24 protein-coding genes are annotated in these 24,908 nt (G+C 71.3%); 15 read left to right on the forward strand and 9 right to left on the reverse strand.

What is annotated here, in order from left to right; genetic code table 11:
* Nucleotides 1-98: 98 nt before the first annotated feature.
* From hrcA to ACZ7L6_RS17570, 10 genes are all read left to right on the forward strand, one after another.
* Nucleotides 99-1,115 carry a heat-inducible transcriptional repressor HrcA gene (gene hrcA / locus ACZ7L6_RS17525; protein ID WP_471924718.1) on the forward strand — a complete coding sequence of 339 codons (1,017 nt, stop codon included), beginning with the start codon at nucleotides 99-101 and terminating at the stop codon, nucleotides 1,113-1,115.
* A complete protein-coding gene (gene dnaJ / locus ACZ7L6_RS17530) occupies nucleotides 1,116-2,252 on the forward strand; it encodes a molecular chaperone DnaJ (protein WP_471924720.1) in 1,137 nt (378 codons plus the stop codon).
* 217 nt (nucleotides 2,253-2,469) lie between these two features.
* The gene (locus ACZ7L6_RS17535; protein ID WP_471924722.1) at nucleotides 2,470-3,555 is read left to right on the forward strand and encodes a nitronate monooxygenase; all 1,086 of its coding nucleotides are present in this window, start codon (nucleotides 2,470-2,472) and stop codon (nucleotides 3,553-3,555) included.
* Complete coding sequence (locus ACZ7L6_RS17540) at nucleotides 3,552-4,292, forward strand: 16S rRNA (uracil(1498)-N(3))-methyltransferase (RefSeq protein ID WP_471924724.1); 741 nt, start codon at nucleotides 3,552-3,554, stop codon at nucleotides 4,290-4,292. The genes ACZ7L6_RS17535 and ACZ7L6_RS17540 overlap by 4 nt, the downstream gene beginning before the upstream one ends.
* Nucleotides 4,293-4,308: 16 nt before the next feature.
* Nucleotides 4,309-4,701, forward strand: coding sequence for a VOC family protein (locus tag ACZ7L6_RS17545; protein WP_471924726.1), 393 nt, complete (start codon nucleotides 4,309-4,311; stop codon nucleotides 4,699-4,701).
* A gap of 65 nt (nucleotides 4,702-4,766) precedes the next feature.
* Nucleotides 4,767-5,312 (forward strand): hypothetical protein, encoded by a 546-nt coding sequence (locus ACZ7L6_RS17550; protein WP_471925659.1) that lies wholly within the window; start codon nucleotides 4,767-4,769, stop codon nucleotides 5,310-5,312.
* Between the two features lie 74 nt (nucleotides 5,313-5,386).
* The gene (locus ACZ7L6_RS17555) at nucleotides 5,387-8,596 is read left to right on the forward strand and encodes a S41 family peptidase (RefSeq protein ID WP_471924728.1); all 3,210 of its coding nucleotides are present in this window, start codon (nucleotides 5,387-5,389) and stop codon (nucleotides 8,594-8,596) included.
* Between the two features lie 96 nt (nucleotides 8,597-8,692).
* The gene (locus ACZ7L6_RS17560) at nucleotides 8,693-9,046 is read left to right on the forward strand and encodes a histidine triad nucleotide-binding protein (RefSeq protein WP_471924730.1); all 354 of its coding nucleotides are present in this window, start codon (nucleotides 8,693-8,695) and stop codon (nucleotides 9,044-9,046) included.
* A 6-nt stretch (nucleotides 9,047-9,052) separates the two neighbouring features.
* Complete coding sequence (locus ACZ7L6_RS17565) at nucleotides 9,053-9,958, forward strand: ribonuclease Z (protein WP_471924732.1); 906 nt, start codon at nucleotides 9,053-9,055, stop codon at nucleotides 9,956-9,958.
* Between the two features lie 20 nt (nucleotides 9,959-9,978).
* Nucleotides 9,979-10,971 carry an adenosine deaminase gene (locus ACZ7L6_RS17570; RefSeq protein WP_471924734.1) on the forward strand — a complete coding sequence of 331 codons (993 nt, stop codon included), beginning with the start codon at nucleotides 9,979-9,981 and terminating at the stop codon, nucleotides 10,969-10,971.
* A gap of 52 nt (nucleotides 10,972-11,023) precedes the next feature.
* On the opposite strand, the gene ACZ7L6_RS17575 is transcribed toward ACZ7L6_RS17570, so the two are convergent.
* Nucleotides 11,024-11,806 carry an IclR family transcriptional regulator gene (locus ACZ7L6_RS17575; protein ID WP_471924736.1) on the reverse strand — a complete coding sequence of 261 codons (783 nt, stop codon included), beginning with the start codon at nucleotides 11,804-11,806 and terminating at the stop codon, nucleotides 11,024-11,026.
* Nucleotides 11,807-11,916: 110 nt separating this feature from the next.
* On the opposite strand from ACZ7L6_RS17575, the gene ACZ7L6_RS17580 reads away from it, so the two are divergent.
* Nucleotides 11,917-13,206: a glucarate dehydratase family protein gene (locus ACZ7L6_RS17580; protein WP_471924738.1), complete on the forward strand. Its 1,290-nt coding sequence runs from the start codon at nucleotides 11,917-11,919 to the stop codon at nucleotides 13,204-13,206.
* A 193-nt stretch (nucleotides 13,207-13,399) separates the two neighbouring features.
* Complete coding sequence (locus tag ACZ7L6_RS17585) at nucleotides 13,400-14,500, forward strand: carbohydrate kinase family protein (protein ID WP_471925661.1); 1,101 nt, start codon at nucleotides 13,400-13,402, stop codon at nucleotides 14,498-14,500.
* Nucleotides 14,501-14,586: 86 nt separating this feature from the next.
* Here the strand turns inward: ACZ7L6_RS17585 and ACZ7L6_RS17590 are convergent, their stop codons facing one another.
* The 3 genes from ACZ7L6_RS17590 to ACZ7L6_RS17600 all read right to left on the reverse strand — a co-directional run bounded on the left by ACZ7L6_RS17590 (nucleotide 14,587) and on the right by ACZ7L6_RS17600 (nucleotide 16,739).
* Complete coding sequence (locus ACZ7L6_RS17590; RefSeq protein ID WP_471924740.1) at nucleotides 14,587-15,387, reverse strand: VOC family protein; 801 nt, start codon at nucleotides 15,385-15,387, stop codon at nucleotides 14,587-14,589.
* 94 nt (nucleotides 15,388-15,481) lie between these two features.
* Nucleotides 15,482-15,835 (reverse strand): cytidine deaminase, encoded by a 354-nt coding sequence (locus tag ACZ7L6_RS17595; protein ID WP_471924742.1) that lies wholly within the window; start codon nucleotides 15,833-15,835, stop codon nucleotides 15,482-15,484.
* Between the two features lie 28 nt (nucleotides 15,836-15,863).
* Nucleotides 15,864-16,739, reverse strand: coding sequence for a helix-turn-helix transcriptional regulator (locus ACZ7L6_RS17600; RefSeq protein ID WP_471924744.1), 876 nt, complete (start codon nucleotides 16,737-16,739; stop codon nucleotides 15,864-15,866).
* Nucleotides 16,740-16,832: 93 nt separating this feature from the next.
* On the opposite strand from ACZ7L6_RS17600, the gene ACZ7L6_RS17605 reads away from it, so the two are divergent.
* Nucleotides 16,833-18,272: an MFS transporter gene (locus tag ACZ7L6_RS17605; protein WP_471924746.1), complete on the forward strand. Its 1,440-nt coding sequence runs from the start codon at nucleotides 16,833-16,835 to the stop codon at nucleotides 18,270-18,272.
* 136 nt (nucleotides 18,273-18,408) lie between these two features.
* Here ACZ7L6_RS17605 and ACZ7L6_RS17610 read toward each other — a convergent pair whose 3' ends face one another.
* The 5 genes from ACZ7L6_RS17610 to era form a co-directional block, all read right to left on the reverse strand.
* The gene (locus ACZ7L6_RS17610; RefSeq protein WP_471924748.1) at nucleotides 18,409-18,768 is read right to left on the reverse strand and encodes an MmcQ/YjbR family DNA-binding protein; all 360 of its coding nucleotides are present in this window, start codon (nucleotides 18,766-18,768) and stop codon (nucleotides 18,409-18,411) included.
* Nucleotides 18,765-20,075 carry a hemolysin family protein gene (locus ACZ7L6_RS17615; RefSeq protein WP_471924750.1) on the reverse strand — a complete coding sequence of 437 codons (1,311 nt, stop codon included), beginning with the start codon at nucleotides 20,073-20,075 and terminating at the stop codon, nucleotides 18,765-18,767. The genes ACZ7L6_RS17610 and ACZ7L6_RS17615 overlap by 4 nt, the downstream gene beginning before the upstream one ends.
* Nucleotides 20,072-20,569: an rRNA maturation RNase YbeY gene (gene ybeY / locus ACZ7L6_RS17620; RefSeq protein WP_031476933.1), complete on the reverse strand. Its 498-nt coding sequence runs from the start codon at nucleotides 20,567-20,569 to the stop codon at nucleotides 20,072-20,074. The genes ACZ7L6_RS17615 and ybeY overlap by 4 nt, the downstream gene beginning before the upstream one ends.
* 15 nt (nucleotides 20,570-20,584) lie before the next feature.
* Entirely contained in the window at nucleotides 20,585-21,658 is a 1,074-nt protein-coding gene (locus ACZ7L6_RS17625) for a PhoH family protein (RefSeq protein ID WP_471924752.1), read from the reverse strand.
* 457 nt (nucleotides 21,659-22,115) lie between these two features.
* Nucleotides 22,116-23,066: a GTPase Era gene (gene era, locus ACZ7L6_RS17630; protein WP_471924754.1), complete on the reverse strand. Its 951-nt coding sequence runs from the start codon at nucleotides 23,064-23,066 to the stop codon at nucleotides 22,116-22,118.
* A gap of 174 nt (nucleotides 23,067-23,240) precedes the next feature.
* Between era and ACZ7L6_RS17635 the strand changes: the two genes are divergently transcribed.
* Nucleotides 23,241-24,569 (forward strand): ammonium transporter, encoded by a 1,329-nt coding sequence (locus ACZ7L6_RS17635; protein ID WP_471924756.1) that lies wholly within the window; start codon nucleotides 23,241-23,243, stop codon nucleotides 24,567-24,569.
* Nucleotides 24,566-24,904 carry a P-II family nitrogen regulator gene (locus ACZ7L6_RS17640; protein ID WP_471924758.1) on the forward strand — a complete coding sequence of 113 codons (339 nt, stop codon included), beginning with the start codon at nucleotides 24,566-24,568 and terminating at the stop codon, nucleotides 24,902-24,904. The genes ACZ7L6_RS17635 and ACZ7L6_RS17640 overlap by 4 nt, the downstream gene beginning before the upstream one ends.
* Nucleotides 24,905-24,908: the final 4 nt, after the last annotated feature.

Genomic DNA, 24,908 nt, shown 5'->3' on the forward strand with positions numbered 1-24,908 from the left:
TACCCCACCGCCGTACACTGGCCGGGGACGGCTGGCACTCGGATGGACAGAGTGCCAGGAAAGGCGCCAAGGGAACGACCTCTGGAGGTGTGCGCGAGATGCTGAGTGAACGCAGGCTTCAGGTGTTGCGCGCCATCGTCCAGGACTACGTCGGGACGGAGGAGCCGGTCGGCTCCAAGGCGCTCACCGAGCGGCACAACCTCGGCGTCTCCCCGGCGACCGTCCGCAACGACATGGCGGCCCTGGAGGACGAGGGCTACATCGCCCAGCCGCACACCAGCGCCGGTCGGATCCCGACCGACAAGGGCTACCGGCTGTTCGTCGACAAGCTCGCCGGCGTCAAGCCGATGAGCCCGCCGGAGCGGCGCGCCATCCAGAACTTCCTCGAGGGCGCCGTAGATCTCGATGATGTGGTGGCGCGGACCGTACGGCTGCTGGCGCAGCTCACGCGGCAGGTCGCCGTCGTGCAGTACCCGTCGCTGACCCGGTCCACCGTCCGGCACGTCGAGCTGCTGTCGCTCGCACCCGCGCGCGTGATGCTCGTGCTGATCACGGACACCGGCCGGGTCGAGCAGCGGATGATCGACTGCCCGGCGCCCTTCGGGGAGACCTCGCTCGCGGATCTACGCGCGCGGCTCAACAGCCGGGTCGCGGGGCGGCGCTTCACTGATGTGCCGATGCTCGTCGAGGACCTCCCCGAGGCCTTCGACCTGGAGGACCGCGGCACTGTCTCGACCGTGCTCTCCACCCTCCTGGAGACGCTCGTCGAGGAGAACGAGGAGCGGCTGATGATCGGCGGCACCGCCAATCTCACCCGCTTCGGACATGACTTCCCCCTCACCATCCGCCCCGTCCTGGAGGCCCTCGAGGAGCAGGTCGTGCTCCTCAAACTCCTCGGCGAGGCGAAGGATTCGGGCATGACCGTGCGCATCGGTCACGAGAACGCCCATGAGGGGCTCAACTCCACCTCGGTGGTGTCGGTGGGCTACGGTTCGGGCGGCGAGGCGGTTGCCAAGCTCGGCGTGGTCGGACCGACCCGCATGGATTACCCGGGAACGATGGGAGCGGTACGCGCAGTGGCACGGTACGTCGGACAGATCCTGGCGGAGTCGTAAGTGGCCACGGACTACTACGCCGTTCTCGGCGTGCGTCGCGACGCGTCGCAGGAAGAGATCAAGAAGGCCTTCCGGCGGCTCGCGCGCGAGCTGCACCCGGACGTCAACCCGGATCCGAAGACCCAGGAGCGGTTCAAGGAGATCAACGCCGCTTACGAGGTGCTGTCGGACCCGCAGAAAAAGCAGGTCTACGACCTCGGCGGCGACCCGCTGTCCCAGGCGGGCGGCGCGGGCGCGGGCGGCTTCGGGGCGGGCGGCTTCGGGAACTTCTCGGACATCATGGACGCCTTCTTCGGTACGGCGTCCCAGCGGGGTCCGCGGTCGCGTACGCGGCGGGGCCAGGACGCGATGATCCGGCTGGAGATCGAGCTCGACGAGGCGGCCTTCGGTACGACGAAGGACATCCAGGTCGACACGGCGGTCGTCTGCAACACCTGCAACGGTGAGGGGGCTGCCCCCGGCACCTCCGCGCAGACCTGTGACATGTGCCGCGGGCGCGGTGAGGTGTCGCAGGTGACGCGGTCCTTCCTGGGCCAGGTCATGACGTCCCGGCCGTGTCCGCAGTGCCAGGGCTTCGGGACGGTCGTGCCGACGCCGTGCCCCGAGTGCGCGGGTGACGGGCGGGTGCGGTCGCGCCGGACGCTCACGGTCAAGATCCCGGCCGGTGTCGACAACGGCACGCGGATCCAGCTCGCCGGTGAGGGCGAGGTCGGACCCGGTGGTGGTCCGGCCGGTGACCTGTACGTCGAGATCCATGAAGTCGCGCACCCCATGTTCCAGCGGCGCGGCGACGATCTGCACTGCACGGTGACGATCCCGATGACCGCGGCGGCTCTCGGTACGAAGGTGCCGCTGGAGACGCTGGACGGGCTGGAGGAGGTCGACATCCGGCCGGGTACGCAGTCCGGGCAGTCGATTCCGCTGCACGGGCGGGGTGTCACGCATCTGCGGGGTGGCGGGCGCGGTGACCTCGTCGTGCACGTCGAGGTCACGACGCCGACGAAGCTCGACCCCGAGCAGGAGCGGTTGCTGCGGGAGCTGGCCAAGCTGCGGGGTGAGGAGCGGCCGCAGGGGCAGTTCCAGCCGGGGCAGCAGGGGTTGTTCTCGCGGCTGAAGGATGCGTTCAACGGTCGCTGAGTGGGTGGCTGCGGCGGGCAGTTCCTCGCCCCCGCCGCCCCTACCCGTCCCGTCCCTGGGGGCTGCCGCCCCCAGACCCCCGCTTCGGCCCTGAAGGGGCCTCGTCCTCAAACGCCGGACGGGCTGAGTAAGTGGCGGCGGGGGCGGTAAAACACTGGCCCGTGCCAAGGGGAAGGGCCGATTCGGACTTGTTCGGGGGACGTGACAACATGCCGTCATGTCCTCCGCACTGACCGATCTCTTTCCCCACCCGATCGTGCAGGCCCCCATGGCAGGCGGCGTCTCCGTGCCGCAGCTCGCTGCCGCCGTGTCCGAGGCCGGTGGGCTGGGGTTTCTCGCCGCCGGGTACAAGACGGCCGACGGGATGTACCAGGAGATCAAGCAGCTGCGGGGGCTGACCGGCCGGCCCTTCGGCGTCAATCTGTTCATGCCGCAGCCCGAGTATGCCGACCCCGCCGCCGTGGACGTGTACGCCCATCAGCTGGCCGGCGAGGCCGCCTGGTACGACACCGAGCTCGGCGACCCGGACAGCGGCCGGGACGACGGGTACGAGGCCAAGCTGGCCGTGCTGCTCGACAACCCGGTGCCGGTCGTCTCCTTCCACTTCGGTGTGCCCAGCAGTGACGTGCTGGCGTCCCTCCGGCGCGCCGGAACCTTCACTCTCGTCACCGCCACCACCCCGGACGAGGCCCTCGCCGTGGAGCGGGCCGGTGCCGACGCGGTGATCGTGCAGGGCGTCGAGGCGGGCGGCCATCAGGGGACGCACCGCGACACCCCCGAGACCGACGGCACCGGCATCGGGCTGCTGTCGCTCGTCGCCCAGGTCCGGGAGACCGTGAGCCTCCCCCTGGTCGCCGCCGGCGGCATCATGCGCGGCAGCCAGATCGCCGCCGCCCTCGCCGCCGGCGCCAGTGCCGCCCAGCTCGGGACCGCCTTCCTCGCCACCCCGGAGTCCGGCGCCAACGCCCTGCACAAGCAGGCGCTGACCAACCCCCTGTTCGTACGGACCGAGCTGACGCGCGCGTTCTCCGGGCGGCCGGCCCGTGGCCTCGTCAACCGCTTCATGCGCGAGCACGGGCCCTACGCCCCCGCCGCCTACCCCGAGGTCCACCACCTCACCTCGCCCCTGCGCAAGAAGGCCGCCGCGTCCGGCGACGCGCAGGGCATGGCGCTGTGGGCCGGGCAGGGGCACCGGATGGCCCGCGAACTGCCCGCCGGGCAGCTGGTGGAGGTGCTGGCCGCAGAGCTGGACGCGGCGGCGACAGCGTTGTCTGCCTTTCCCCGAGGGGGTGCGGGGCGATGACGGCTCCCGTTTTCCTGGTCGAGCACTTCGACGCCGCCGGCGGCGGACGGTACGTCCTCGACGGGCCCGAGGGACGGCACGCCGTCTCCGTCAAACGGCTGCGGCCCGGGGAGGCCGTCGTCCTCACCGACGGCAAGGGCCGCTGGGCCGAGTGCGAGGTCGTCGACACCGAGGGCAAGGACCGGCTCGTCGTGCACCTGGGGCCGGTGGCCGAGGAACCCCCGGAGTCGCCCCGGATCACCGTCGTCCAGGCCCTCCCCAAGGGCGACCGCGGCGAGCTGGCCGTCGAGACCATGACCGAGACCGGCGTCGACGCGATCGTGCCCTGGGCGGCGGCCCGGTGCATCACGCAGTGGAAGGGCGAGCGGGGCGCGAAGGCCCTCGGAAAGTGGCGGGCCACCGCCCGCGAGGCCGGCAAGCAGTCCCGGCGCGTGCGCTTCCCGGAGGTCGCGGACGCCGCCACGACCAAGCAGGTTGCGGCACTTCTCGCCAAGGCCGACTTCGCCGCCGTACTCCACGAGAGCGGTGGCGAGCCGCTGGCCACCGTCGAACTCCCCGCCGAGGGTGAGATCGTGCTCGTCGTCGGGCCCGAAGGGGGCGTGTCGCCCGAGGAGTTGGCGTTGTTCGAGGAGGCGGGGGCGAAGGCGTACGTCCTCGGCCGTACCGTGCTGCGTACGTCGACCGCCGGGACCGCCGCGGCCGCCGTGCTCCTCGCCCGCACCGGGCGCTGGTCCTGACCCCGGAGGGGACGCCTTGGAACTCGCACAAGTCCGGCTGCTCGTCAGCGACTTCGCCGCCTGCTACCGCTTCTACGCCGACGTCCTCGGCCTCAAGCCGCAGTCGGGCGCGGCGGAGGGGCCGTACGAGAAGTTCAGCCCCACCGCCGGCTCGGCCGGCATCGCCCTCCAGGACCGGGCGATGATGGCCGAGGTCCTGGGCGAGCTGGGAGACGCGGCCAGCGGACACCGCTCGCTGGTGGTGCTGCGCGTCGACGACCTGGACGCCTACTGCGAGCAGGTCACCTCCCGCGGCGGGACCCTCCTGCACGGCCCGGCCCCCATGACCGACCGGATGCGGGTCGCCCACCTCAAGGATCCGGAGGGGAACCTGGTGGAACTGCAGGAGTGGCTGCAGCTGCGCGCCTGATCCGGTTGCGGGAGTGGCCGTATGCGCTCTACCGCGTCGGCCGGGACAGTGGCAGGCTGCCCTCCATGGGGGCATTCAGGAGGATTTGGGGTCGCCCGCGAGCGGCGCGTGCGGCAGGCGTGGTGGGTCTCGCCGTGGTCGCGGTCGGCGGGGCGGTCGCCTGTGATCCGGGCGGGTTGAGCAGTGCGACCGTGGCGTTCACGACCGACCAGACGGTGACCAAGGAGCTGGAGCGGCAGAAGGCCGACGTGCAGTGGCTCAACTGCACGGGCTCGTACGAGGACGCCAAGGGCGGCTCCGCCGCCCCGACGGCGAGCGAGAACACCGTGGTCAAGGTCGACTGCGAGGGCGAGACCAAGGACGGCAAGGACATCACCGTCACCGGCAGGATCACCCGGGCCGTCAGCGGCTCCTGTGTGCGCGGCGACCTCGTCGCCAAGGTCGGCGGCAAGGAGTGGTTCCACGTGAACGGGCTGGGCAACTGCAACGCCACGCCCTCGCCCGTCAACCCGGGCGGCGGAGGACAGCAACCGGGGCCCACCGTCACGGTCACCGTCACCAAGACCGTCTACTGCCAGCAACACCCGAACTGCTGGCCGGAGGGCAAGTGAGCGTATCCGGAGGGGAGTTGGGCAAGTGATCCAAAGGCCTGTCCCTCGACGCCGCCCCTGCTTATGGTGATCGGGTGACTCAGTCCGCGACGCCCGGATCGTCTTCGTATCTCCGGTATCCGCATCTGCACGGCGATCTGGTCGCCTTCACCGCCGAGGACGACGTGTGGCTCGCCCCGCTCGACGGCGGCCGGGCCTGGCGGGTCAGCGCCGACAACGTGCCGGTCAGCCTGCCGCGCATCTCGCCCGACGGTACGACCGTCGCCTGGACCTCCACCCGCGACGGCGCCCCCGAGGTGCACATCGCGCCGGTCGACGGCGGGCCCTCCAAGCGCCTCACGCACTGGGGCAGTTGGCAGACCCGGGTGCGCGGCTGGACCCCCGACGGCCAGGTCCTCGCGATCAGCGCCCAGGGCCAGGCGGGCGGCCGCCGCACCTGGGCCCACACGGTCCCGCTCGACGGCGGACCGGCCACCACGCTGCCGTACGGCCCCGTCGCCGATGTCGTGCACGGGCCGCACCTCGTGCTCGCGTCCGCGCCCATGGGGCTGGAGGCGGCGCGCTGGAAGCGGTACCGGGGCGGCACGGCGGGCAAGTTGTGGATCGATACCCAGGGGGAGGGTGACTTCGTACGGCTGCACGAGGAGCTGGACGGGAACCTCGAGTACCCCGTGTGGGTGGGCGAGCGGATCGCCTTTCTCTCCGACCACGAGGGCGTGGGGGCCGTGTACTCGTCCCTCGCCGATGGCTCCGAGCTACGGCGGCACACTCCTGTCGACGGCTTCTACGCCCGGCACGCGGCCGGCGACGGCACCCGCGTCGTCTACTCCTGTGCCGGTGAACTGTGGCTCCTCGACGACCTCGACGGGGCCGAGCCGCGCCGGCTCGACATCCGGCTCGGCGGGCAGCGCACCGACCGGCAGCCGTACCCGCTGAACGCCGCGCGCGCCTTCGGGGAAGCGGCGCCCGACCACACCGCGCGCGGCAGCGCGGTCGCCGTCCGGGGCGCCGTGCACTGGGTCACCCACCGCTCCGGTCCCGCCCGTGCGCTCGCCGCCGAGCCCGGCGTACGGGCCCGACTGCCGCGCGCCTTCCGTACGGAGGGCGAGGACTGGGTCGTATGGGTGACGGACGCCGAGGGCGACGACGCGCTGGAGTTCGCGCCGGCGACCGGCCTCGCCCCCGGGGCCACTCCGCGCAGGCTCGCCGCCGGGCAGCTGGGCCGCGTCCTGGAGCTCGCCATGGCACCCGACGGGAGCCGGGCGGCAGTCGCCGCGCACGACGGGCGGCTGCTGCTCGTCGAACGGGAGACCGGCGAGGTGCGCGAGGTCGACCGCAGCGAGGACGGGGACGTCTCCGGGCTCGTCTTCTCACCCGACTCGGCCTGGCTGGCCTGGTCGCACCCCGGCCCGCGCCCCCTGTGCCAGCTCAAGCTCGCCAACACCACCGACCTGTCGGTGTCCGAGGCGACCCCGCTGCGCTTCCAGGACTACGCGCCGGCGTTCACGCAGGACGGCAAGCACCTCGTCTTCCTGTCGACGCGGGCCTTCGACCCGGTCTACGACGAGCACGTCTTCGACCTGGCCTTCGTGGTCGGCTCGCGCCCACACCTGATCACCCTCGCCGCGACCACCCCGTCCCCCTTCGGCCCGCAGCGTCACGGCCGTCCCTTCGACGCGCCCGACAAGGACGAGACACCCGACAGCGAAGGCACCCCGACCACCCGCATCGACCTCGAAGGACTCGCCGACCGGATCGTGCCGTTCCCGGTCGAGGCCGCCCGCTACACCAACCTGCGGGCCGCGAAGGACGGCGTGCTGTGGCTGCGGCACCCGGTGCGCGGCGCGCTCGGCGCCTCCCGGGCCACGCCCGACGACCCCGAGCCCAAGACCGAGCTGGAGCGCTACGACCTTCTCCAGCGGCGCGTCGAGCATCTCGCCGACGACGCCGACCACTTCGAGGTCAGCGGCGACGGCAAGCGGGTGCTGCTGTGGACGGACAGCAGGCTCAAGGTCGTCCCGAGCGACCGGCGTGCCTCGGGCGACGAGGACAGCGACACGAACATCACCGTGGACCTGACCCGCGTACGGCAGCGGGTCGACCCGTCGGCCGAGTGGCGGCAGATGTTCGAGGAGATGGGCCGCATCATGCGGGACCACTTCTGGCGGCCGGACATGAACGGCGTGGACTGGCCGGGCGTGCTGGACCGCTACCGCCCCCTCCTCGACCGGGTGGCGACCCACGACGACCTGATCGACCTGCTGTGGGAGGTGCAGGGCGAGCTGGGCACCTCCCACGCGTACGTCGCACCGCGCGGCGGGTACGGCGGCGGGGCCCGGCAGGGCCTGCTCGGCGCGGACATCTCCCGCCACCCGGACGGAAGTTGGCGCATCGACCGCATCCTCCCCTCGGAGACCTCCGACCCCGAGGCACGCGCGCCGCTGGCCGCACCCGGGGTCGCGGTGCGGGCCGGGGACGCGATCGTGGCCGTGGCCGGAGTGCCGGTGGATCCGGTGACCGGACCCGGGCCGCTGCTCGTCGGTACGGCGGGCAAGGCGGTGGAGCTGACGATCTCGCCGGCGGGCGGCGGGGACGTACGGCACGCGGTGGTGATCCCGATCGCGGACGAGCAGCCGCTGCGGTACCACGCGTGGGTGGCGGACCGGCGGGCGTACGTCCACGAGAAGTCCGGCGGCCGGCTCGGCTATCTGCACGTGCCGGACATGCAGGCGCCCGGGTGGGCCCAGATCCACCGTGACCTGCGGGTCGAGGTGGCGCGTGAAGGCCTCGTCGTGGACGTCCGCGAGAACGGCGGCGGGCACACCTCGCAGCTCGTCGTGGAGAAGCTGGCACGGCGGATCGTGGGCTGGGAACTGCCGCGCGGCATGCGCCCGTACAGCTATCCGGTGGACGCGCCGCGCGGCCCCGTGGTGGCCGTGGCGAACGAGTTCTCCGGGTCCGACGGGGACATCGTCAACGCGGCGATCAAGGCGCTGGGCCTCGGCCCGGTGGTGGGGACGCGGACCTGGGGCGGCGTGATCGGCATCGACAGCCGCTATCACCTGGTCGACGGCACCCTGATCACCCAGCCGAAGTACGCCATCTGGCTGGACGGCTACGGCTGGGACGTGGAGAACCACGGCGTGGACCCGGACGTGGAGGTAGTGCAGCGGCCGCAGGACTGGGTGGCGGGGCGGGACACGCAGCTGGACGAGGCGGTGCGGATCGCGTTGGAGGCGCTGGAGGAACGGCCCGCTAAAACGCCGCCTGGTCTGCCCACCTAGGGGCGCGGGGAACTGCGCGATCAACCCCCACGCACTAGCACCCGACGACGATACGATGCCCCCCGTAATGCCACCCGCTCAACCCCCGGAGGGAACATGGCAGGGGAGCCGCAGGACGACTGCTTGTTCTGCAAGATCGTCGAGGGGCATGTTCCGGCGACCATCGTGCGGGAGACGGACACGACCGTCGCGTTCCGGGACATCAACCCCCAGGCGCCCACCCACGTCCTGGTCATTCCCAAGGCGCACTACCGGGATGCCGCCGCCCTCGCCGCCGCCGAACCGACCCTCGCCGCGGACGTCCTGCGGGAGGCCCAGGCCGTCGCCGACGAGGACAAGCTGGAGAGCTACCGGATCGTCTTCAACACCGGCGCCGGCGCCGGGCAGACCGTCTGGCACGCCCACGCCCACATCCTCGGCGGCCGTGGCCTGCAGTGGCCCCCCGGGTAACCAGCCGTGTCCGTACGTGAATTGGTCGTCCTCGGGACGGCGAGCCAGGTCCCGACCCGGCACCGCAACCACAACGGGTATCTGCTGCGCTGGGACGGCGAGGGCATCCTCTTCGACCCGGGCGAGGGTACGCAGCGGCAGATGCTGCGGGCCGGGGTCGCGGCTCACGACCTGAACCGGATCTGCATCACCCACTTCCACGGGGATCACTCGCTGGGCCTCGCCGGGGTCATCCAGCGGATAAATCTCGACAAGGTTCCGCACCCGGTCACCGCCCACTACCCGCGATCCGGCCGGCGCTTCTTCGACCGCCTGCGCTACGCCACCGCCTACCGCGAAACCGTCGACATCGCGCAGGTGCCGGTCAGCGAGGACGGCGTCATCGCCGACACCGGCGCCTACACGCTCCACGCCGCCCGGCTGTCGCACCCCGTCGAGTCGTACGGCTATCGCCTCGTCGAGCCAGACGGGCGCCGCATGCTGCCCGAACGGCTCGCAGCGCACGGCATCAAGGGGCCGGACGTCGGGCGGCTCCAGCGGGAAGGGGAGCTCGAAGGTGTCACCCTCCAGGACGTCAGCGAGGTGCGGCGCGGGCAGCGGTTCGCGTTCGTCATGGACACCCGGCTGTGCGACGGGGTGTACACCCTCGCCGAGGGCTGCGACATGCTCGTCATCGAGTCCACCTTCCTGGACGAGGACATCGAACTCGCCGTCGAGCACGGCCACCTGACCGCCGCTCAGGCCGCCCGCGTCGCCCGCGACTGCGGCGTACGGCATCTCGTGCTCACCCACTTCAGCCAGCGCTACACCGAGCCGGACGAGTTCGAACGGCAGGCGCGGGCCGCCGGTTTCGACGGGGAGCTGACGGTCGCGCACGATCTGCTGCGGGTGCCGCTTCCGAAGCGTCGGTGAAACGGCCGTACGATGCTTTGATGCCCCTCCCCAAAGCAGAACTGCACCTCCATATCGAAGGCACGCTGGAGCCGGAGCCGGCGTTCGAGCTCGCCGCGCGCAACGGCGTCGAGCTGCCGTACGCCGACACGGACGAGCTGCGCAAGGCGTACCAGTTCGAGGATCTCCAGTCCTTTCTGAACCTGTACTACGAGCTCATGGCCGTCCTGCGCACCGAGCAGGACTTCACCGACCTCGCGAACGCCTACCTCGCCCGCGCCGCCGCCCAGGGCGTGCGGCACGCGGAGATCTTCTTCGACCCGCAGGCGCACACCAAGCGCGGGCTGGAGCTGGGCACGGTCGTCGAGGGGCTGTGGCGGGCGCTGGGCAGCAGCGAGGCGAACCACGGCGTCTCCACCCGGCTCATCATGTGCTTCCTGCGCGACGACTCCGCCGAGTCGGCCATGGAGACACTCCGCGCCGCCGAGCCGTATCTCGACCGGATCACCGGCGTCGGCCTCGACTCGGCCGAGGTCGGGCACCCGCCGGTGAAGTTCCGCGAGGTCTACGAGGCCGCCGCCGCGCTCGGCCTGCGCCGCGTCGCGCACGCCGGCGAGGAGGGGCCGCCCGCCTACATCACCGAGGCCCTCGACATCCTCGGTGTCGAGCGCGTCGACCACGGGCTGCGGTGCATGGAGGACCCGGCGCTGGTCGAGCGGCTGGTGCGGGAGCGGATGCCGCTGACGCTGTGTCCCCTCTCGAACGTCCGGCTGCGCACCGTCGACACCCTCGCCGACCACCCCCTGCCCGCCATGCTCGACGCCGGGCTCCTGTGCACCGTCAACTCCGACGACCCCGCCTACTTCGGCGGGTACGCCGGCGACAACTTCGACGCCGTACGACAGACCCTCGGCCTGCCCGACGAACGGCTCCGCGAACTCGCCCGCAACTCGTTCCTCGCCTCGTTCCTGGAGGACGACGAGGAGCGGCGGGCGCGGTATCTGGCCGAGGTGGAGGCGTACGAGTTCACGTAGCCGCGGCCCTCAGCAGGCTCGCGTCGAACGCCGGGCGCCAAGGCGACGGACGCTAACGCCAGTGCACCGCTCCGCCCGCCGCATGCGACGTCGTCTCGATCTTCGCCCTGATCTCCCGCATCACCGCGACGATCCGCTCCTCGTGCCCCGCCGACAGCCGGGCCACCGGCACCGAGCAACTGATCGCGTCCTGGGCGGGGGCGTCGTAGCGCAGGGCGAAGCCGAAGCCGACGATGCCGAGGACGCCCTCCTCGCGGTCGACCGCATAGCCGCGCGCCCGCACTTCGGCGAGGTCCGCCGCGAGGGAGTCCCGGGTGGTGTGGGAGTTGGGGGTGAGGGCCTGGTACGGGCCCTCGGGGAGGTCGTCGTCGGGGCGTTCGGCCAGCAGCGCCTTGCCGAGGGCGCCCACGTGGGCCGGGAGGCGGCGGCCGACGCGGCTGATCGTCCTGAGGTATTCGTGCGACTCGCGCGTCGCCAGATAGGCCACGTCCCGGCCGTCCAGCCGCCCCATGTGGATCGTCTCGCCCAGCGCCTCGGACGCCTCGTCGAGATACGGGCGTACGACGCGCACGCGCGGGTCGGGGTCGAGGTAGCCGGTGCCGGTGAGCAGGGCGTGGATGCCGATGCCGTAGAGCGAGCCGGTGACGTCCGTGCGGACCCAGCCGCGGGAGATCAGGGTCTGCAGCAGCGCGTACATGGAGCTGCGCGGCACCTCCAGCGCGTCGGCCAGCTCCTGGAGGCGTGCCGGGCGGTCGCCGCGCGCGGCGAGGAGCTCCAGCAACTCGACCGTCCGCGCCGCGGACTTCACCTCACGGACGCCGCCTTTCTCCGACATGGGCCGATCGTAATCGGCGGGACCGTGCCATTGACGGTCACGGTTCGCGTACCTAGCCTCTATTCCCATATGTGGATGACGTCTACATCGGGAGATGAGAGGAGTCGCCGGTGAACCTCACGATCACCGATGTCCGCCTGACGCCGATCCTGGTCGCCGACCCGCCGCTGCTGAACACCCAGGGGGTGCATCAGCCGTACACGCCCCGGCTGATCGTGGAGGTCGTGACGGCCGACGGGATCACCGGCGTCGGCGAGACATACGGGGACACCAAGTACCTGGAACTCGCCCGGCCGTTCGCGGAGAAGCTGATCGGGCGTCAAGTCGGGGATCTCAACGGCCTGTTCGTCCTCGCGGACGAGGTGACCGTCGATCGGTCCCGGGTGTCCGGGCAGGTCGACGTCGGCGGGCTGCGTGGCGTCCAGACCGCCGACAAGCTGCGGCTGTCCGTCGTCTCCGGCTTCGAGGTGGCCTGCCTCGACGCGCTCGGCAAGGCGCTCGGGCTGCCGGTGCACGCGCTGCTCGGCGGCAAGGTGCGGGACGCGGTCGAGTACAGCGCGTACCTGTTCTACAAGTGGGCCGACCACCCGGAGGGCGTCCGCGCGGAGAAGGACGACTGGGGCGCCGCCCTCGACCCGGCCGGAGTCGTCGAGCAGGCGCGGAAGTTCACCGAGCGGTACGGGTTCACCTCGTTCAAGCTCAAGGGCGGCGTCTTCGCGCCGGACGAGGAGATCGCGGCCGTACGGGCACTCGCGGAGGCCTTTCCCGGGCACCCGCTGCGGCTCGACCCCAACGGGGCGTGGTCCGTGGAGACCTCGCTGAAGGTGGCGCGGGAGCTCGGGGACGTCCTCGAGTACCTGGAGGACCCGACGCTCGGTACGGCCGCGATGGCCGAGGTCGCCGCGCGGACCGGGGTGCCGCTGGCGACCAACATGTGCGTGACGACGTTCGCCGAGATCAAGGAGGCGTTCACCGAGGACGCCGTCCAGGTCGTCCTCTCCGACCACCACTACTGGGGTGGGCTGCGCAACACCCTGCAGCTGGCGGCGATCTGCCGGACCTTCGGCGTCGGGGTGTCCATGCACTCCAACACCCATCTGGGCATCTCCCTGGCCGCGATGACCCACGTGGCGTCGACCGTCCCGAACCTCCACCACGCCTGCGACTCCCACTACCCCTGGCAGTCCGAGGACGTCCTGACCGAGCGCCTCACCTTCGACGGCGGCAAGGTCGCCGTACCGGACGCACCCGGCCTCGGTGTCGAGCTGGACCGCGACCGGCTGGCGGAGCTGCACCGGCGGTGGCTGGATGACGACGGCTCGCTGCGGGACCGCGACGACGCGGCGGCGATGCGGATCGCCGACCCGGGGTGGGTGACGCCCTCGGTGCCTCGCTGGTAGCCACGGGTACCGGTGCCTCGCCGGTGACCGGCGCAGGGGGCCCGGGCAGGATCGCGGGGCGTAGTCGCTGATCCGGTGGCGTTGTCGGTGGCGTGGTGCACACTGGCCAGATCAGTACCACGTCAGGGAGCGCACCGTGACCACGCCCACCGTGACCGACGGAAAGGGACCCTCGCCCCAGGGGACGTCGTCCATGACAGGGGGACCGTACCGCCGGGCCCAGGTCGACCCCCTCGCCGGCCTGCGCACGCCCGGCGACCCGCCCTGGGACGTGTACCTCACGGGCACGGTGTTCCTCGACATCATCTTCACCGGCCTCGACTCGGCCCCGGTGCGCGGGACCGAGTCCTGGGCGCGCGGGATGGGGTCGAGCCCCGGCGGTGTGGCGAACATGGCCACCGCACTGGCCCGCCTCGGCCTGAGGACGTCGCTCGCGGCGGCCTTCGGCGACGACCACTACGGCGACTACTGCTGGGACGCGCTGGAGCAGGGCGAGGGCATCGACCTCTCGCCGTCGCGCCGGGTGCCGGGCTGGCACTCGCCGGTGACGGTGTCGATGGCGTACGAGGGCGAGCGCACGATGGTCTCCCACGGTCACGAGCCGCCCCCGGAGGAGCCGGCGCCGGACTGCCCCCCACGCGCGCGTGCCGCCGTCGCCTCCCTGGTGCCGGGCAAGCGGGCCCCCTGGATCGCGCAGGCCGCGAGCAAGGGCACCCGCATCTTCGCCGACGTCGGCTGGGACGACACGGGGGCGTGGGACCTGGCGGGGCTGGCCGACCTGGAGCACTGCGAGGCGTTCCTGCCGAACGCGGCGGAGGCCATGCGGTACACGGGCACCGAGTGCCCCCGGGAGGCGGCCCACGCCCTCACCGCACACGTCCCGGTCGCGGTGGTCACCCTCGGCGCGGAGGGGGCGTACGCCGTGGACGGCCGGACCGGCGAGACGGCCGTGGTCCCCGCGATCGCGGTGGAGGCCCTCGACCCGACCGGCGCCGGGGACGTCTTCGTCGCCGGCTTCGTCGCGGGCACCCTCGCCGACTGGCCCCTGGCGGACCGCCTCGCCTTCGCGGGCCTGACGGCGGCGCTCTCCGTCCAGGAGTTCGGGGGGTCGCTGTCGGCGCCCGGCTGGTCGGAGATCGGCGGGTGGTGGCGCAAGGTGCAGTCGCTTCAGGCACAGGACCCGGAGGCCCTGCGCCGGTACGCGTTCCTGGCGGACCTGGTGCCGGAGGAGGACACGAGACCGTGGCCGCTGCGGCGGGCGGTCCCGACGATCGGGTTCCGGCGGTCGGCGTGACGTGACCGCCGGTGTCAGCCGGGTGTGGCAGCCGGTGTCAGCTGGGCGGCGTGATCGCCGGTGTCAGCCGGCCGTGACCGCCTGTGTCAGCTGGGTGTGGCCGGCGTCAGCACCACGAAGTCCGCGTTCGCCGGGTCGAGACAGACGGCCAGCCGCCCGACCCCCTCGGCGTCCTCCGGCCCCATCTGCACGCTGCCGCCGTTCTCGGTGACCTTGGCGACCGCGGCGTCGCAGTCGGGGACGTTGAAGACGGGATGCCAGTACGGCCGCCCGTTCGCCAGCGCGAGGTTCTCCTTCGGCAGCTCCATGAGCCCGCCCTGCATACGCTCCTCGGGAAGCCCCTCAGGCGTGATGAGGGTGTACGCGCCCCCGCCACCCGGCAGCTCCATGTCGCTGTACTGCCAGCCGAAGACACCGCCGTAGAACTCCTTCGCGGCTGCGGCGTCGCTCGTGTACAGCTCGGTCCACGACAGCGACCCCGGCGCGTCCGCCAGCTCGAAGCCCGAGTTCTTCCCCGGCTGCCACACGGCGAACTGGCCGCCCAGCGGGTCGTTGTACTGCGCCATCCGACCCCAGTCGTCGAGATCCCGCGGCGCCACCCGCACCGTGCCGCCGGCACGCTCCACCGCCTGGGTCGTGGCGTCCGCGTCGGTGACGGTGAAGTAGATCATCCACGCCGAGCGCGCCCCCTCCTCGGTGAGTTTGCCCAGCCCGGCGACGGTCTTGCCGTCCTTCTTGAACATCCCGCCTTCGAAGTCCTCCGCCTCACCCATGGACTCGTACTCCCAGCCGAGCACCGCGCCGTAGAAGGCCGCGGCGGCCCGGACGTCGGGAGCACCGAGGTCGAGCCAACAGGGGGAGCCGGGGGAGAGGTCGGTGGTGATCATGACGATGCCCTTCCGCAGATCCTGTACGACCTCAGCGTGACACCGGCCACCGACACTCGCCTGTCGGATGCTCCCGGCTCCCGGGGAGGGCGCGTCAGCCCGCCGTCACCGTCGTACGCACCGCGCCGTCCGGCCCCGCCACCAGCACCGGCGTTCCCGGCCCGCCCAGATCCCGCACCGCCGCCCGGTCCTCCGCCGACGCCGACTCCGCCTCCGTCACCACCGCCGCCGCCTCCAGCGACGTGGCCCCGGACGCCACCGCCATCGCCACAGCCGTCTGCAGCGCGCTCAGCTTCAGGGACTCCAGGGCGACGGTCCCGGCGACATACGTACGGCCGGTCTCGTCCCGCACGGCCGCCCCCTCGGGCACACCGTTGCGGGCCCGCGCGGAACGGGCCAGGGTGACGATCTTGCGGTCCTCGGGGTCAAGCGCACTGTTGTCGGTCATGACCTGAGCATACGAACCGGAGCCCGCCCTACCCGGCCACGGGGTACATCGCCCCCCGCCGCCCCTCGGGCGACGCGAGCCACTGAAGCTTCGCCGCCGTGTTCGCCTCGTCCAGCGGCGTGTGCAGCACGATCGACAGATCCGGCCGCGCCGGCATCTGCATCACGCTCGACTCCAGACGCAGCAGTCCGACCAGCGGATGATCCAGCTCCTTGCGGATCTGCCCGGCATCCTCGATGTCCCGCCGCTCCCACAGCTCGGTGAACTCCGGGCTGGACGCCTTCGCCTCGGCCAGCACGGCCTGGAACCCCTCGTCGTCGGGCGAGGCCGAGCACACGGCACGGAACTGGGCCACGACCGTACGGGCGTTGTCGTCCCAGGTCTGCGACCGCGACCGGTACATCGGATCCGTGAAGAAGTCGATCAGGCAGTTCCACCTCTTGCCGGGCCGCATCCCGAGCACCGTCGCGGCGGCGTCGTTGTACAGCACGCCGTTGTAGTACTTGTCCATGATGTGCGCCGGATACGGCATCCACGCGTCGATCAGCCGCCGCAGCCCGTCGCACATGTCCCGCTTCTCGGGCGCCACTTCGGGCGCCGGCGGATTCATCCCGGCCAGCAGGTACAGATGCCGGCGCTCGGCGTTGCTCAGCCGCAGCACCCGGGCCACCGAGTCCAGCACCTGCGGCGACACCGAGATGTCCCGCCCCTGCTCCAGCCACTGGTACCAGGACGCGCCCACCCCGGCGAGCACGGCGACCTCCTCCCGCCGCAACCCCGGCGTACGGCGCCGCGCTCCGCCGTCCGGCAGACCCGCCTGCGCCGGTGTCACCCGGGCCCGTCTGCTCCTCAGGAACTCGCGCAGCTCCTGCCGCCGTCCGCTCTTCAGCGTGCCCTCGGACACGTACAAATCCCCCTCGTCCTCTGGCTGGTGGTGCCACCACCAGGACAACTTCCCGCTCCCCACGGCTATTCCGAAGCCAGCACTCTCTTGCCCATGGCGATCGACACCGACCTCACCCACCCCGCGTCCCCACCGCTCGACACCCCCCGGACCCCCCGGCTGTCGACGCGCGACAAGCTCGTCCTGTTCGTCCTGTGCGCCGCCCAGTTCATGGTCGCGCTCGACTTCTCCGTCCTGAACGTCGCCCTCCCTGTCCTCGGCGCGGACCTGGGCATGAGCCAGTCGGCGCTGCAGTGGGCGGTCACGGCGTTCGCGCTGCCGTCCGGTGGCTTCCTGCTCCTCTTCGGCCGCATCGGCGACCTCTACGGCCGCCGCAAGCTGTTCCTCACCGGCCTCGCCCTGTTCGCCGCGGCCTCGGCGCTCGCGACGTTCGCCTGGGACCCGGCGTCGTTCCTCGCCGGACGCGCCCTGCAGGGCCTCGGCGCGGCGGTCATCGTCCCGACGGGCATGTCCCTGCTGACCACCACCTTCACCGAGGGCCCCGCCCGGGACCGCGCCCTCGGCATCTCCGGGACGCTGATGTCCCTCGGCTTCACCATCGGCATGGTCGCGGGCGGTGTCCTGACCGACGCGTTCGGCTGGCGCTCCACGATGGGCCTGCTCACGGTCTGCGCCCTGGTGGTCCTGCCGCTCGCGCCCGCCCTGCTGCCCGAGTCCCGCACCCCGCAGCGCCCGCACCTGGACGTACCCGGCGCGATCACCGTCACCGGCGGTCTGCTCTCCCTGATCTACGCCCTGACGACGGCCGCCGACCACGGCTTCGCCCGCGCCGACGTCATCACGACCCTCGTCGCGGGCCTCGCGCTCCTCACGGCCTTCGCGGTCGTCGAGTCCCGCACCGAGGCACCCTTGGTCTCCCTGCCCATGCTGCGCCGCCGCACGGTGGCGTGGGGCAACCTGGGCGGGCTGGTCACCTTCTCGATGATGTCGACGGTGGTCTTCGTCCTCACCCTGTACCTGCAGGAGATCCTGCGTCTGTCGGCCTGGGAGACGGGCCTGGTCTTCGGCTTCCAGGGCGTGATGTCGGTGATCGCGGGCTCGCTGACCCCCCGGTTCATCAGCCGGCTGGGCGCCCGCCGCACCCTGGTCGTCTCGCTCACCGGTCAGGGCGCCTTCATCGTCGCCCTGCTCTTCCTGAACGCCCACACCTGGTCCGTCTGGCTCGCCACCGCCGCCGTCTCGCTGGCGAGCATGTTCCACCTGGGCGCGATCATCTCCTACGGCCTGACGGTCACCTCCGGCGTCCCCGACGAGGAACAGGGCCTGGCCACCGGCCTGGTCACCTCGACCCAGCAGGTCGGCATCACGATCGGCATCCCCCTGCTGGGCGTCCTCGCGACAACCTCCGACAACCTGCTGACCGGCACCCGCACGGTGATGGGCATCGACGCGGCGATCGTCCTGGCCACGGCCGCACTGGTGGCGGTGGGGCTCGGCACGGCGTCCCGCCGCGGGAACAGGACCCGGGCCTGACGGGGGTGGGCCCGAGGGGCGTCCCGCGCGACCGACGACGGCTCATCACGCCGGTCGGTTCGTGCGGGACGCCCCACCCGTGCGCGGCGCCGACTGCGATCCGGGGTGGGGTGCAGGGCCTGTCGAACCGGGAGAGTCAGGCGCGGTCGAGGCGAAGCCGGTCGGCTCTCGGCAGACCGGCCACGACCAGGTCGTACGAGTCCTCGATGAGCTCCCGGACAACGCGGTCCGGGAGCTCGCCGTCGACCGTCACCGTGTTCCAGTGCCGCTTGTTCATGTGGTAGCCGGGCGCGATCAGGCCGGGATGCTCGCCGCGCAGCCGGATCGCGTCCTCCGGATCGCACTTGAGGTTGACCTTCAGGGGCCGGGCGTCGATCCAGCTCAGGGCGAACATCTTGCCCTGGACCTTGAAGACGGAGATCTCCGGGCTGAACGGGAAGTCCTCGACCGCGGCGTTGAAGGACAGGCAGAAGTCGCGCAGTTCCTCGGGGCTCACTCCGCCTTCGCCTCCTCCTCGTCCGGCGCCACCGCCGGGACCAACGGCTCGACGAGGACCGTCACGATCTTGTTCCGGCGGCCGGCCGCCGCCTCCGCCGTCAGCCGCAGCGCACGGCCGTCGGGCAGGTCGACCACGGACGACGCCCCGGCGATCGGCACCCGGCCCAGCGCCTTCGCCAGCAGCCCGCCGACCGTCTCCACGTCCTCGTCGTCGTACTCGTCGAGCCCGTACAGCTCGCCCAGGTCGGTGATGTCCAGACGGGCGGTGACCCGGTAGCGGTCCTCGCCGAGGTCCTCCACCGGCGGCAGCTCACGGTCGTACTCGTCGGTGATCTCGCCGACGATCTCCTCGAGGATGTCCTCGATGGTGACGATGCCCGCGGTGCCGCCGTACTCGTCGATGACGACGGCGACGTGATTGCGCTCCTTCTGCATCTCGCGCAGCAGGTCACCGGCGTTCTTGGTGTCGGGCACGAAGAACGCGGGCCGCATCGCCGTCGACACCAGCTCGCTCTCCGCGTCCCGGCTGATGTGCGTCTTGCGGGCCAGATCCTTCAGATACACGATCCCGACGACGTCGTCCTCGCTCTCCCCGACGACCGGGATACGGGAGAACCCGGAGCGCAGCGCGAGCGTGAGCGCCTGGCGGATCGTCTTGTAGCGCTCGATGACGACCAGGTCGGTGCGCGGAACCATGACCTCGCGCACCAGCGTGTCGCCCAGCTCGAAGACCGAGTGCACCATCCGGCGCTCGTCGTCCTCGATCAGCTGCTCCTGCTCGGCGAGGTCGACCAGCGCGCGCAGCTCCGCCTCGGAGGCGAAGGGGCCGCGGCGGAAGCCCTTGCCGGGGGTGAGCGCGTTGCCGATGAGGATCAGCAGCGACGGGATCGGGCCCATGATCCGCGCGAGCGGCAGCAGCACATACGCCGCCGCCGTCGCCGTGTTCAGCGGATGCTGGCGGCCGATGGTGCGCGGGGAGACGCCGACGGCGACGTACGACACCAGGACCATGACGCCGATCGCGGCGAGCAGCGCCTGTGTGGTGCCGTCGATCGCTATCAGGCACGCGTACGTCACCAGCGCGGCGGCGGCCATCTCGCAGGCCACGCGCACCAGCAGCGCCACGTTCAGATAGCGGGTCGGGTCGGCGGCGACGAGCGCGAGCTTGTCACTGCCGCGGCGGCCGCTGCGTACGGCTTCCTCCGCGCGGAAGCTGGAGACGCGCGCCAGGCCCGCCTCCGCGCAGGCGGCGAGCCAGGCCACGACCACCAGGGCGATCGCACCGGAGACGAGGGGGAGGCTCATGACACGGTCGGGGCCGGCGACGGACCCGTCAGGCCCTTCTCCGAACGCCAGCCGTCCACGATGGCGGCCTGCAGACCGAACATCTCGGCCTTCTCGTCGGGCTCCTCATGGTCGTACCCGAGCAGATGCAGCACCCCATGGACGGTGAGCAGTTGGAGCTCCTCGTCCATGGAGTGCTGGGTGGGCGCCTCGGCCCCCTGCTTGGCGGCGACCTCCGGGCACAGCACGATGTCCCCGAGGAGCCCCTGCGGCGGCTCGTCGTCGTCCTTCGACGGCGGCCGGAGCTCATCCATCGGGAAGGACATGACATCCGTCGGCCCCGGCAGGTCCATCCACTGGATGTGGAGCTGCTCCATGGCGTCGGCGTCCACGACGATCACCGAGAGCTCGGAGAGCGGGTGGATGCGCATCCGCGCGAGTGCGTAGCGGGCGATGTCGAGGATCGCCTGCTCGTCGACCTCGGTTCCGGACTCGTTGTTGACGTCGATCGACATGGTGCTGCTCGGTCTCTACTTCCCCTTGTGCCCGGACTTGCTCCGGCTCTGCCCCTTGTGGCCGCCGTTCTGGGTGCCGTGCTTGGTGTCGTACTTCTCGTACGCGTCGACGATACGGCCGACCAGCTTGTGCCGGACGACATCGTGCGACGACAGCCGGGAGAAGTGGACGTCCTCGACGCCCTCCAGGATGTCCTGCACCTGCCGCAGACCGGACTTGGTGCCGTCCGGGAGATCGACCTGGGTCACGTCACCGGTGATGACTATCTTCGAGTCGAAGCCGAGGCGGGTGAGGAACATCTTCATCTGTTCGGGGCTGGTGTTCTGGGCCTCGTCCAGGATGATGAAGGCGTCGTTGAGCGTACGGCCACGCATGTAGGCGAGCGGCGCGACCTCGATCGTGCCCGCGGCCATCAGCCTCGGGATGGAGTCGGGGTCGAGCATGTCGTGCAGCGCGTCGTACAGCGGGCGCAGGTAGGGGTCGATCTTCTCGTACAGCGTGCCGGGCAGGAAGCCCAGCCGCTCGCCCGCCTCCACCGCCGGCCGGGTCAGGATGATGCGGTTGACCTGCTTGGACTGCAGGGCCTGCACCGCCTTGGCCATGGCGAGGTAGGTCTTGCCGGTACCGGCGGGACCGATTCCGAAGACGATCGTGTGCTTGTCGATCGCGTCGACGTACCGCTTCTGGTTCAGCGTCTTGGGGCGGATCGTGCGGCCGCGCGAGGAGAGGATGTTCTGGGTGAGTACCTCGGCCGGGGTCTCCTGGCCGTCCATCTCGCCGTTCTCACTCGCCCGGAGCATGGCGATCGAGCGTTCCACTGCGTCCTCCGTCATCGGCTGTCCGGTGCGGAGCACCAGCATCATCTCGTCGAACAGGCGCTGGATGAGGGCGACTTCAGCGGCGTCGCCGACCGCGCTGATCTCGTTGCCCCGGACGTGGATGTCGGCCGCCGGGAAGGCCTTCTCGATCACGCGCAGCAGGGAGTCGCCGGACCCCAGCACGGTCACCATGGGGTGCTGGGCGGGGACGGTGAACTGTGCTCTCGCCTGCCCCTGCGCGGGTGTGTGAGCTGTGGGTGTCTGAGTCATGGGCCGGCTCTGTAGGCCTTGCTCGTCCTCCTCGAAACGACTCGTCCGCCACGGGGGCGGCCTGGCGATTTCAAGGGTACGCCGGGCGACTGACAACGCCGTAGGACTTTTCGCCGGGGAGGTTTCACCGTGGTGCGGAGGGTCTTCACGCAGGGTGCGCCCCCCGTCACACGAGGTCGGCTTCCTCGCCCCCGCCGCCCCTACCCATTCCCATCCTCCAGGGGCTCCGCCCCTTCGACCCCGGCCCCTGGGCTGCCGCCCCCAGACCCCCGCGCTTCGGCCCTGAAGGGGCCTTGTCCTCAAACGCCGGACGGGCTGAATGCGGTCACCGGCGTCGAGAGGTGCCGCCACTCGCGGGTGGGTGGGGGCCAGGGACGGTTGCGGTCTCGTCCTCAAACGCCGGACGGGCTGGTCGTTGCCGACCGGCACTGAAGGGTGCGAGTCCAGCCTCTCGGGGTCAGAAGCCCAGGCGTCGCAGCTGCTTCGGGTCCCGCTGCCAGTCCTTCGCGACCTTCACGTGCAGGTCCAGGAACACCGGCGTCCCCAGCAGCGCCTCGATCTGCTTGCGGGACTTGATGCCGACCTCCTTCAGGCGCTTGCCCTTGGGGCCGATGACGATGCCCTTCTGGCTGGGGCGTTCGATGTAGACGAAGGCGTGGATGTCCAGGAGGGGCTTGTCGGCGGGGCGGTCCTCGCGGGGGAGCATCTCCTCCACGACCACGGCGATGGAGTGGGGGAGCTCGTCGCGCACTCCCTCCAGCGCCGCCTCGCGGATCAGCTCCGCGATCATGACCTGCTCCGGCTCGTCGGTGAGGTCACCGTCGGGATACAGGGCCGGCCCCTCCGGCAGGAGCGGGACGATCAGGTCGGCCAGCAGGTCCACCTGCTTGTTCCCGACCGCCGACACCGGCACGATCTGCGCCCACTCGAAGCCGAGTTCCTTGCCGAGCCGGTCGATCGCGATCAGCTGCTCGGCCAGGGTCTTCGAGTCCACCAGATCGGTCTTGGTGACGATCGCGATCTTCGGCGTCTTCTTGATCGAGGCCAGTTCCTTCGCGATGAAGCGGTCACCGGGCCCGAGCTTCTCGTTCGCGGGCAGGCAGAAGCCGATCACGTCGACCTCGGCCCAGGTGGTGCGTACGACGTCGTTGAGGCGCTCACCCAGGAGCGTGCGCGGTTTGTGCAGGCCGGGGGTGTCCACCAGGATCAGCTGGGCGTCGGGCCGGTGCACGATGCCCCGTACCGTGTGCCGCGTCGTCTGCGGCTGGTTCGCCGTGATCGCCACCTTCTGGCCGACCAGAGCGTTCGTAAGCGTGGACTTGCCCGCGTTGGGGCGGCCCACGAAGCAGGCGAAGCCGGCGCGGTGGGGGGCCTCGGACGGCTCGGATGACTGACTGCGAACGCTCATGGCGCCCATTCTCCCTGATCCACAGAGCCCCGCCGTACACCCGACCGAGCGCCGCCCGCACTGTGAGATTCCGGAAACCCGCGCGCAACGAAACCTCACGGAAACACACCCGTACGCAACCGGAAACGCATCCCGGTGACCCTCTGACGAGCCACCGCACCGTTGGAGACAACCGTGACCCTTGCTGCCGCACAAGCCGCAGAGATCGACACCGGCGACACCGCCTGGCTGCTCGCCGCCACCGCCCTCGTCCTGCTGATGACCCCGGGCCTGGCCCTGTTCTACGGCGGCATGGTCCGCACGAAGAGCGTCCTCAACATGCTGATGATGAGCTTCGTGTCCATCGCCCTGGTCACCGTCGTGTGGCTGGCCTGCGGCTACTCGCTCGCCTTCGGCGACGACATCGGCGGCGGGATCGTCGGCGGCCTCGAGCACGCCGGGATGGCGGGGCTCGGGCCGGAGAGCGTGCAGGGCACCGTCCCCACCGTCCTGTTCGCCACCTTCCAGCTCACCTTCGCGATCATCACGGCCGCGCTGATCAGCGGCGCGGTCGCGGACCGGGCGAAGTTCGGCGCCTGGGTCGTGTTCGTGCCCGTGTGGGCGCTGCTCGTATACGTTCCCGTCGCCCACTGGACCTGGGGTCCCGGCGGCTGGATCCTCGACCGCCTCGGCGCCCTCGACTTCGCCGGCGGTCTCCCCGTCGAGATCACCTCCGGCGCCTCCGGACTCGCCCTCTGTCTCGTCCTCGGCCCGCGCCTCGGGTTCAGGAAGGACGCCATGCGGCCGCACAACCTGCCCATGGTCGTGCTGGGTGCCGGGCTGCTCTGGTTCGGCTGGTTCGGGTTCAACGCCGGCTCGGCCCTCGGCGCCAACGGTCTCGCTGCCGCCGCCTTCCTCAACACCCTCGCCGCCGGCTGCACCGGCCTGCTCGGCTGGCTCTTCGTCGAGCAGAGGCGCGACGGCCACCCGACGACGCTGGGCGCGGCGTCCGGCGCGGTCGCGGGTCTCGTCGCGATCACGCCGTCCTGCGGCTCCGTCTCGCTCCTCGGCGCGCTCGTCGTGGGCCTCGCCGCCGGTGTCGTCTGCTCCTACGCCGTGAGCTGGAAGTTCAAGCTGAACTACGACGACTCGCTCGACGTCGTCGGCGTCCACCTCGTGGGCGGCGTCATCGGCACGCTCCTCATCGGCGTCTTCGCCGTGGAGTCGATGACCGGCGGCGCCGAGGGCCTCCTCTACGGCGGCGGGCTCGCCCAGCTCGGCAAGCAGCTGGTGGCCGTGGTCGTCGTGGCGGCGTACGCGTTCCTCGCCACGTACGGCATCGGCAAGGTCATCGACAAGGCGATGGGCTTTCGCGCGAGCGAGGAGCAGGAGCACACCGGCCTGGACCTTACGGTGCACGCCGAGACGGCATACGATCACGGCGTCCTGGGCCACGGCGCCCCGGTCACCGCGTCCGTCCCCTCCTCCGTCCCCGCCCCGCAGAAGGTCAAGAAGCAGGCATGAAGCTCATCACCGCGATCGTCAAGCCGTACCGGCTCGACGAGGTCAAGACCGCCCTCCAGGAACTCGGCGTGCACGGTCTGACCGTGACCGAGGCGAGCGGCTACGGCCGGCAGCGCGGCCACACGGAGGTGTACCGGGGCGCGGAGTACCAGGTCGACCTGGTGCCGAAGGTCCGGATCGAGGTCGTCGTGGAGGACGCGGCGTCCGACGACGTCATCGACGCCATCGTCAAGGCCGCCCAGACCGGCAAGATCGGCGACGGCAAGGTCTGGGCGCTGCCGGTCGAGACGGTCGTACGGGTACGGACGGGCGAGCGCGGCCCCGACGCGCTGTGAGCCG

The sequence above is a fragment of the Streptomyces sp. NPDC107522 genome (genome assembly GCF_055657525.1).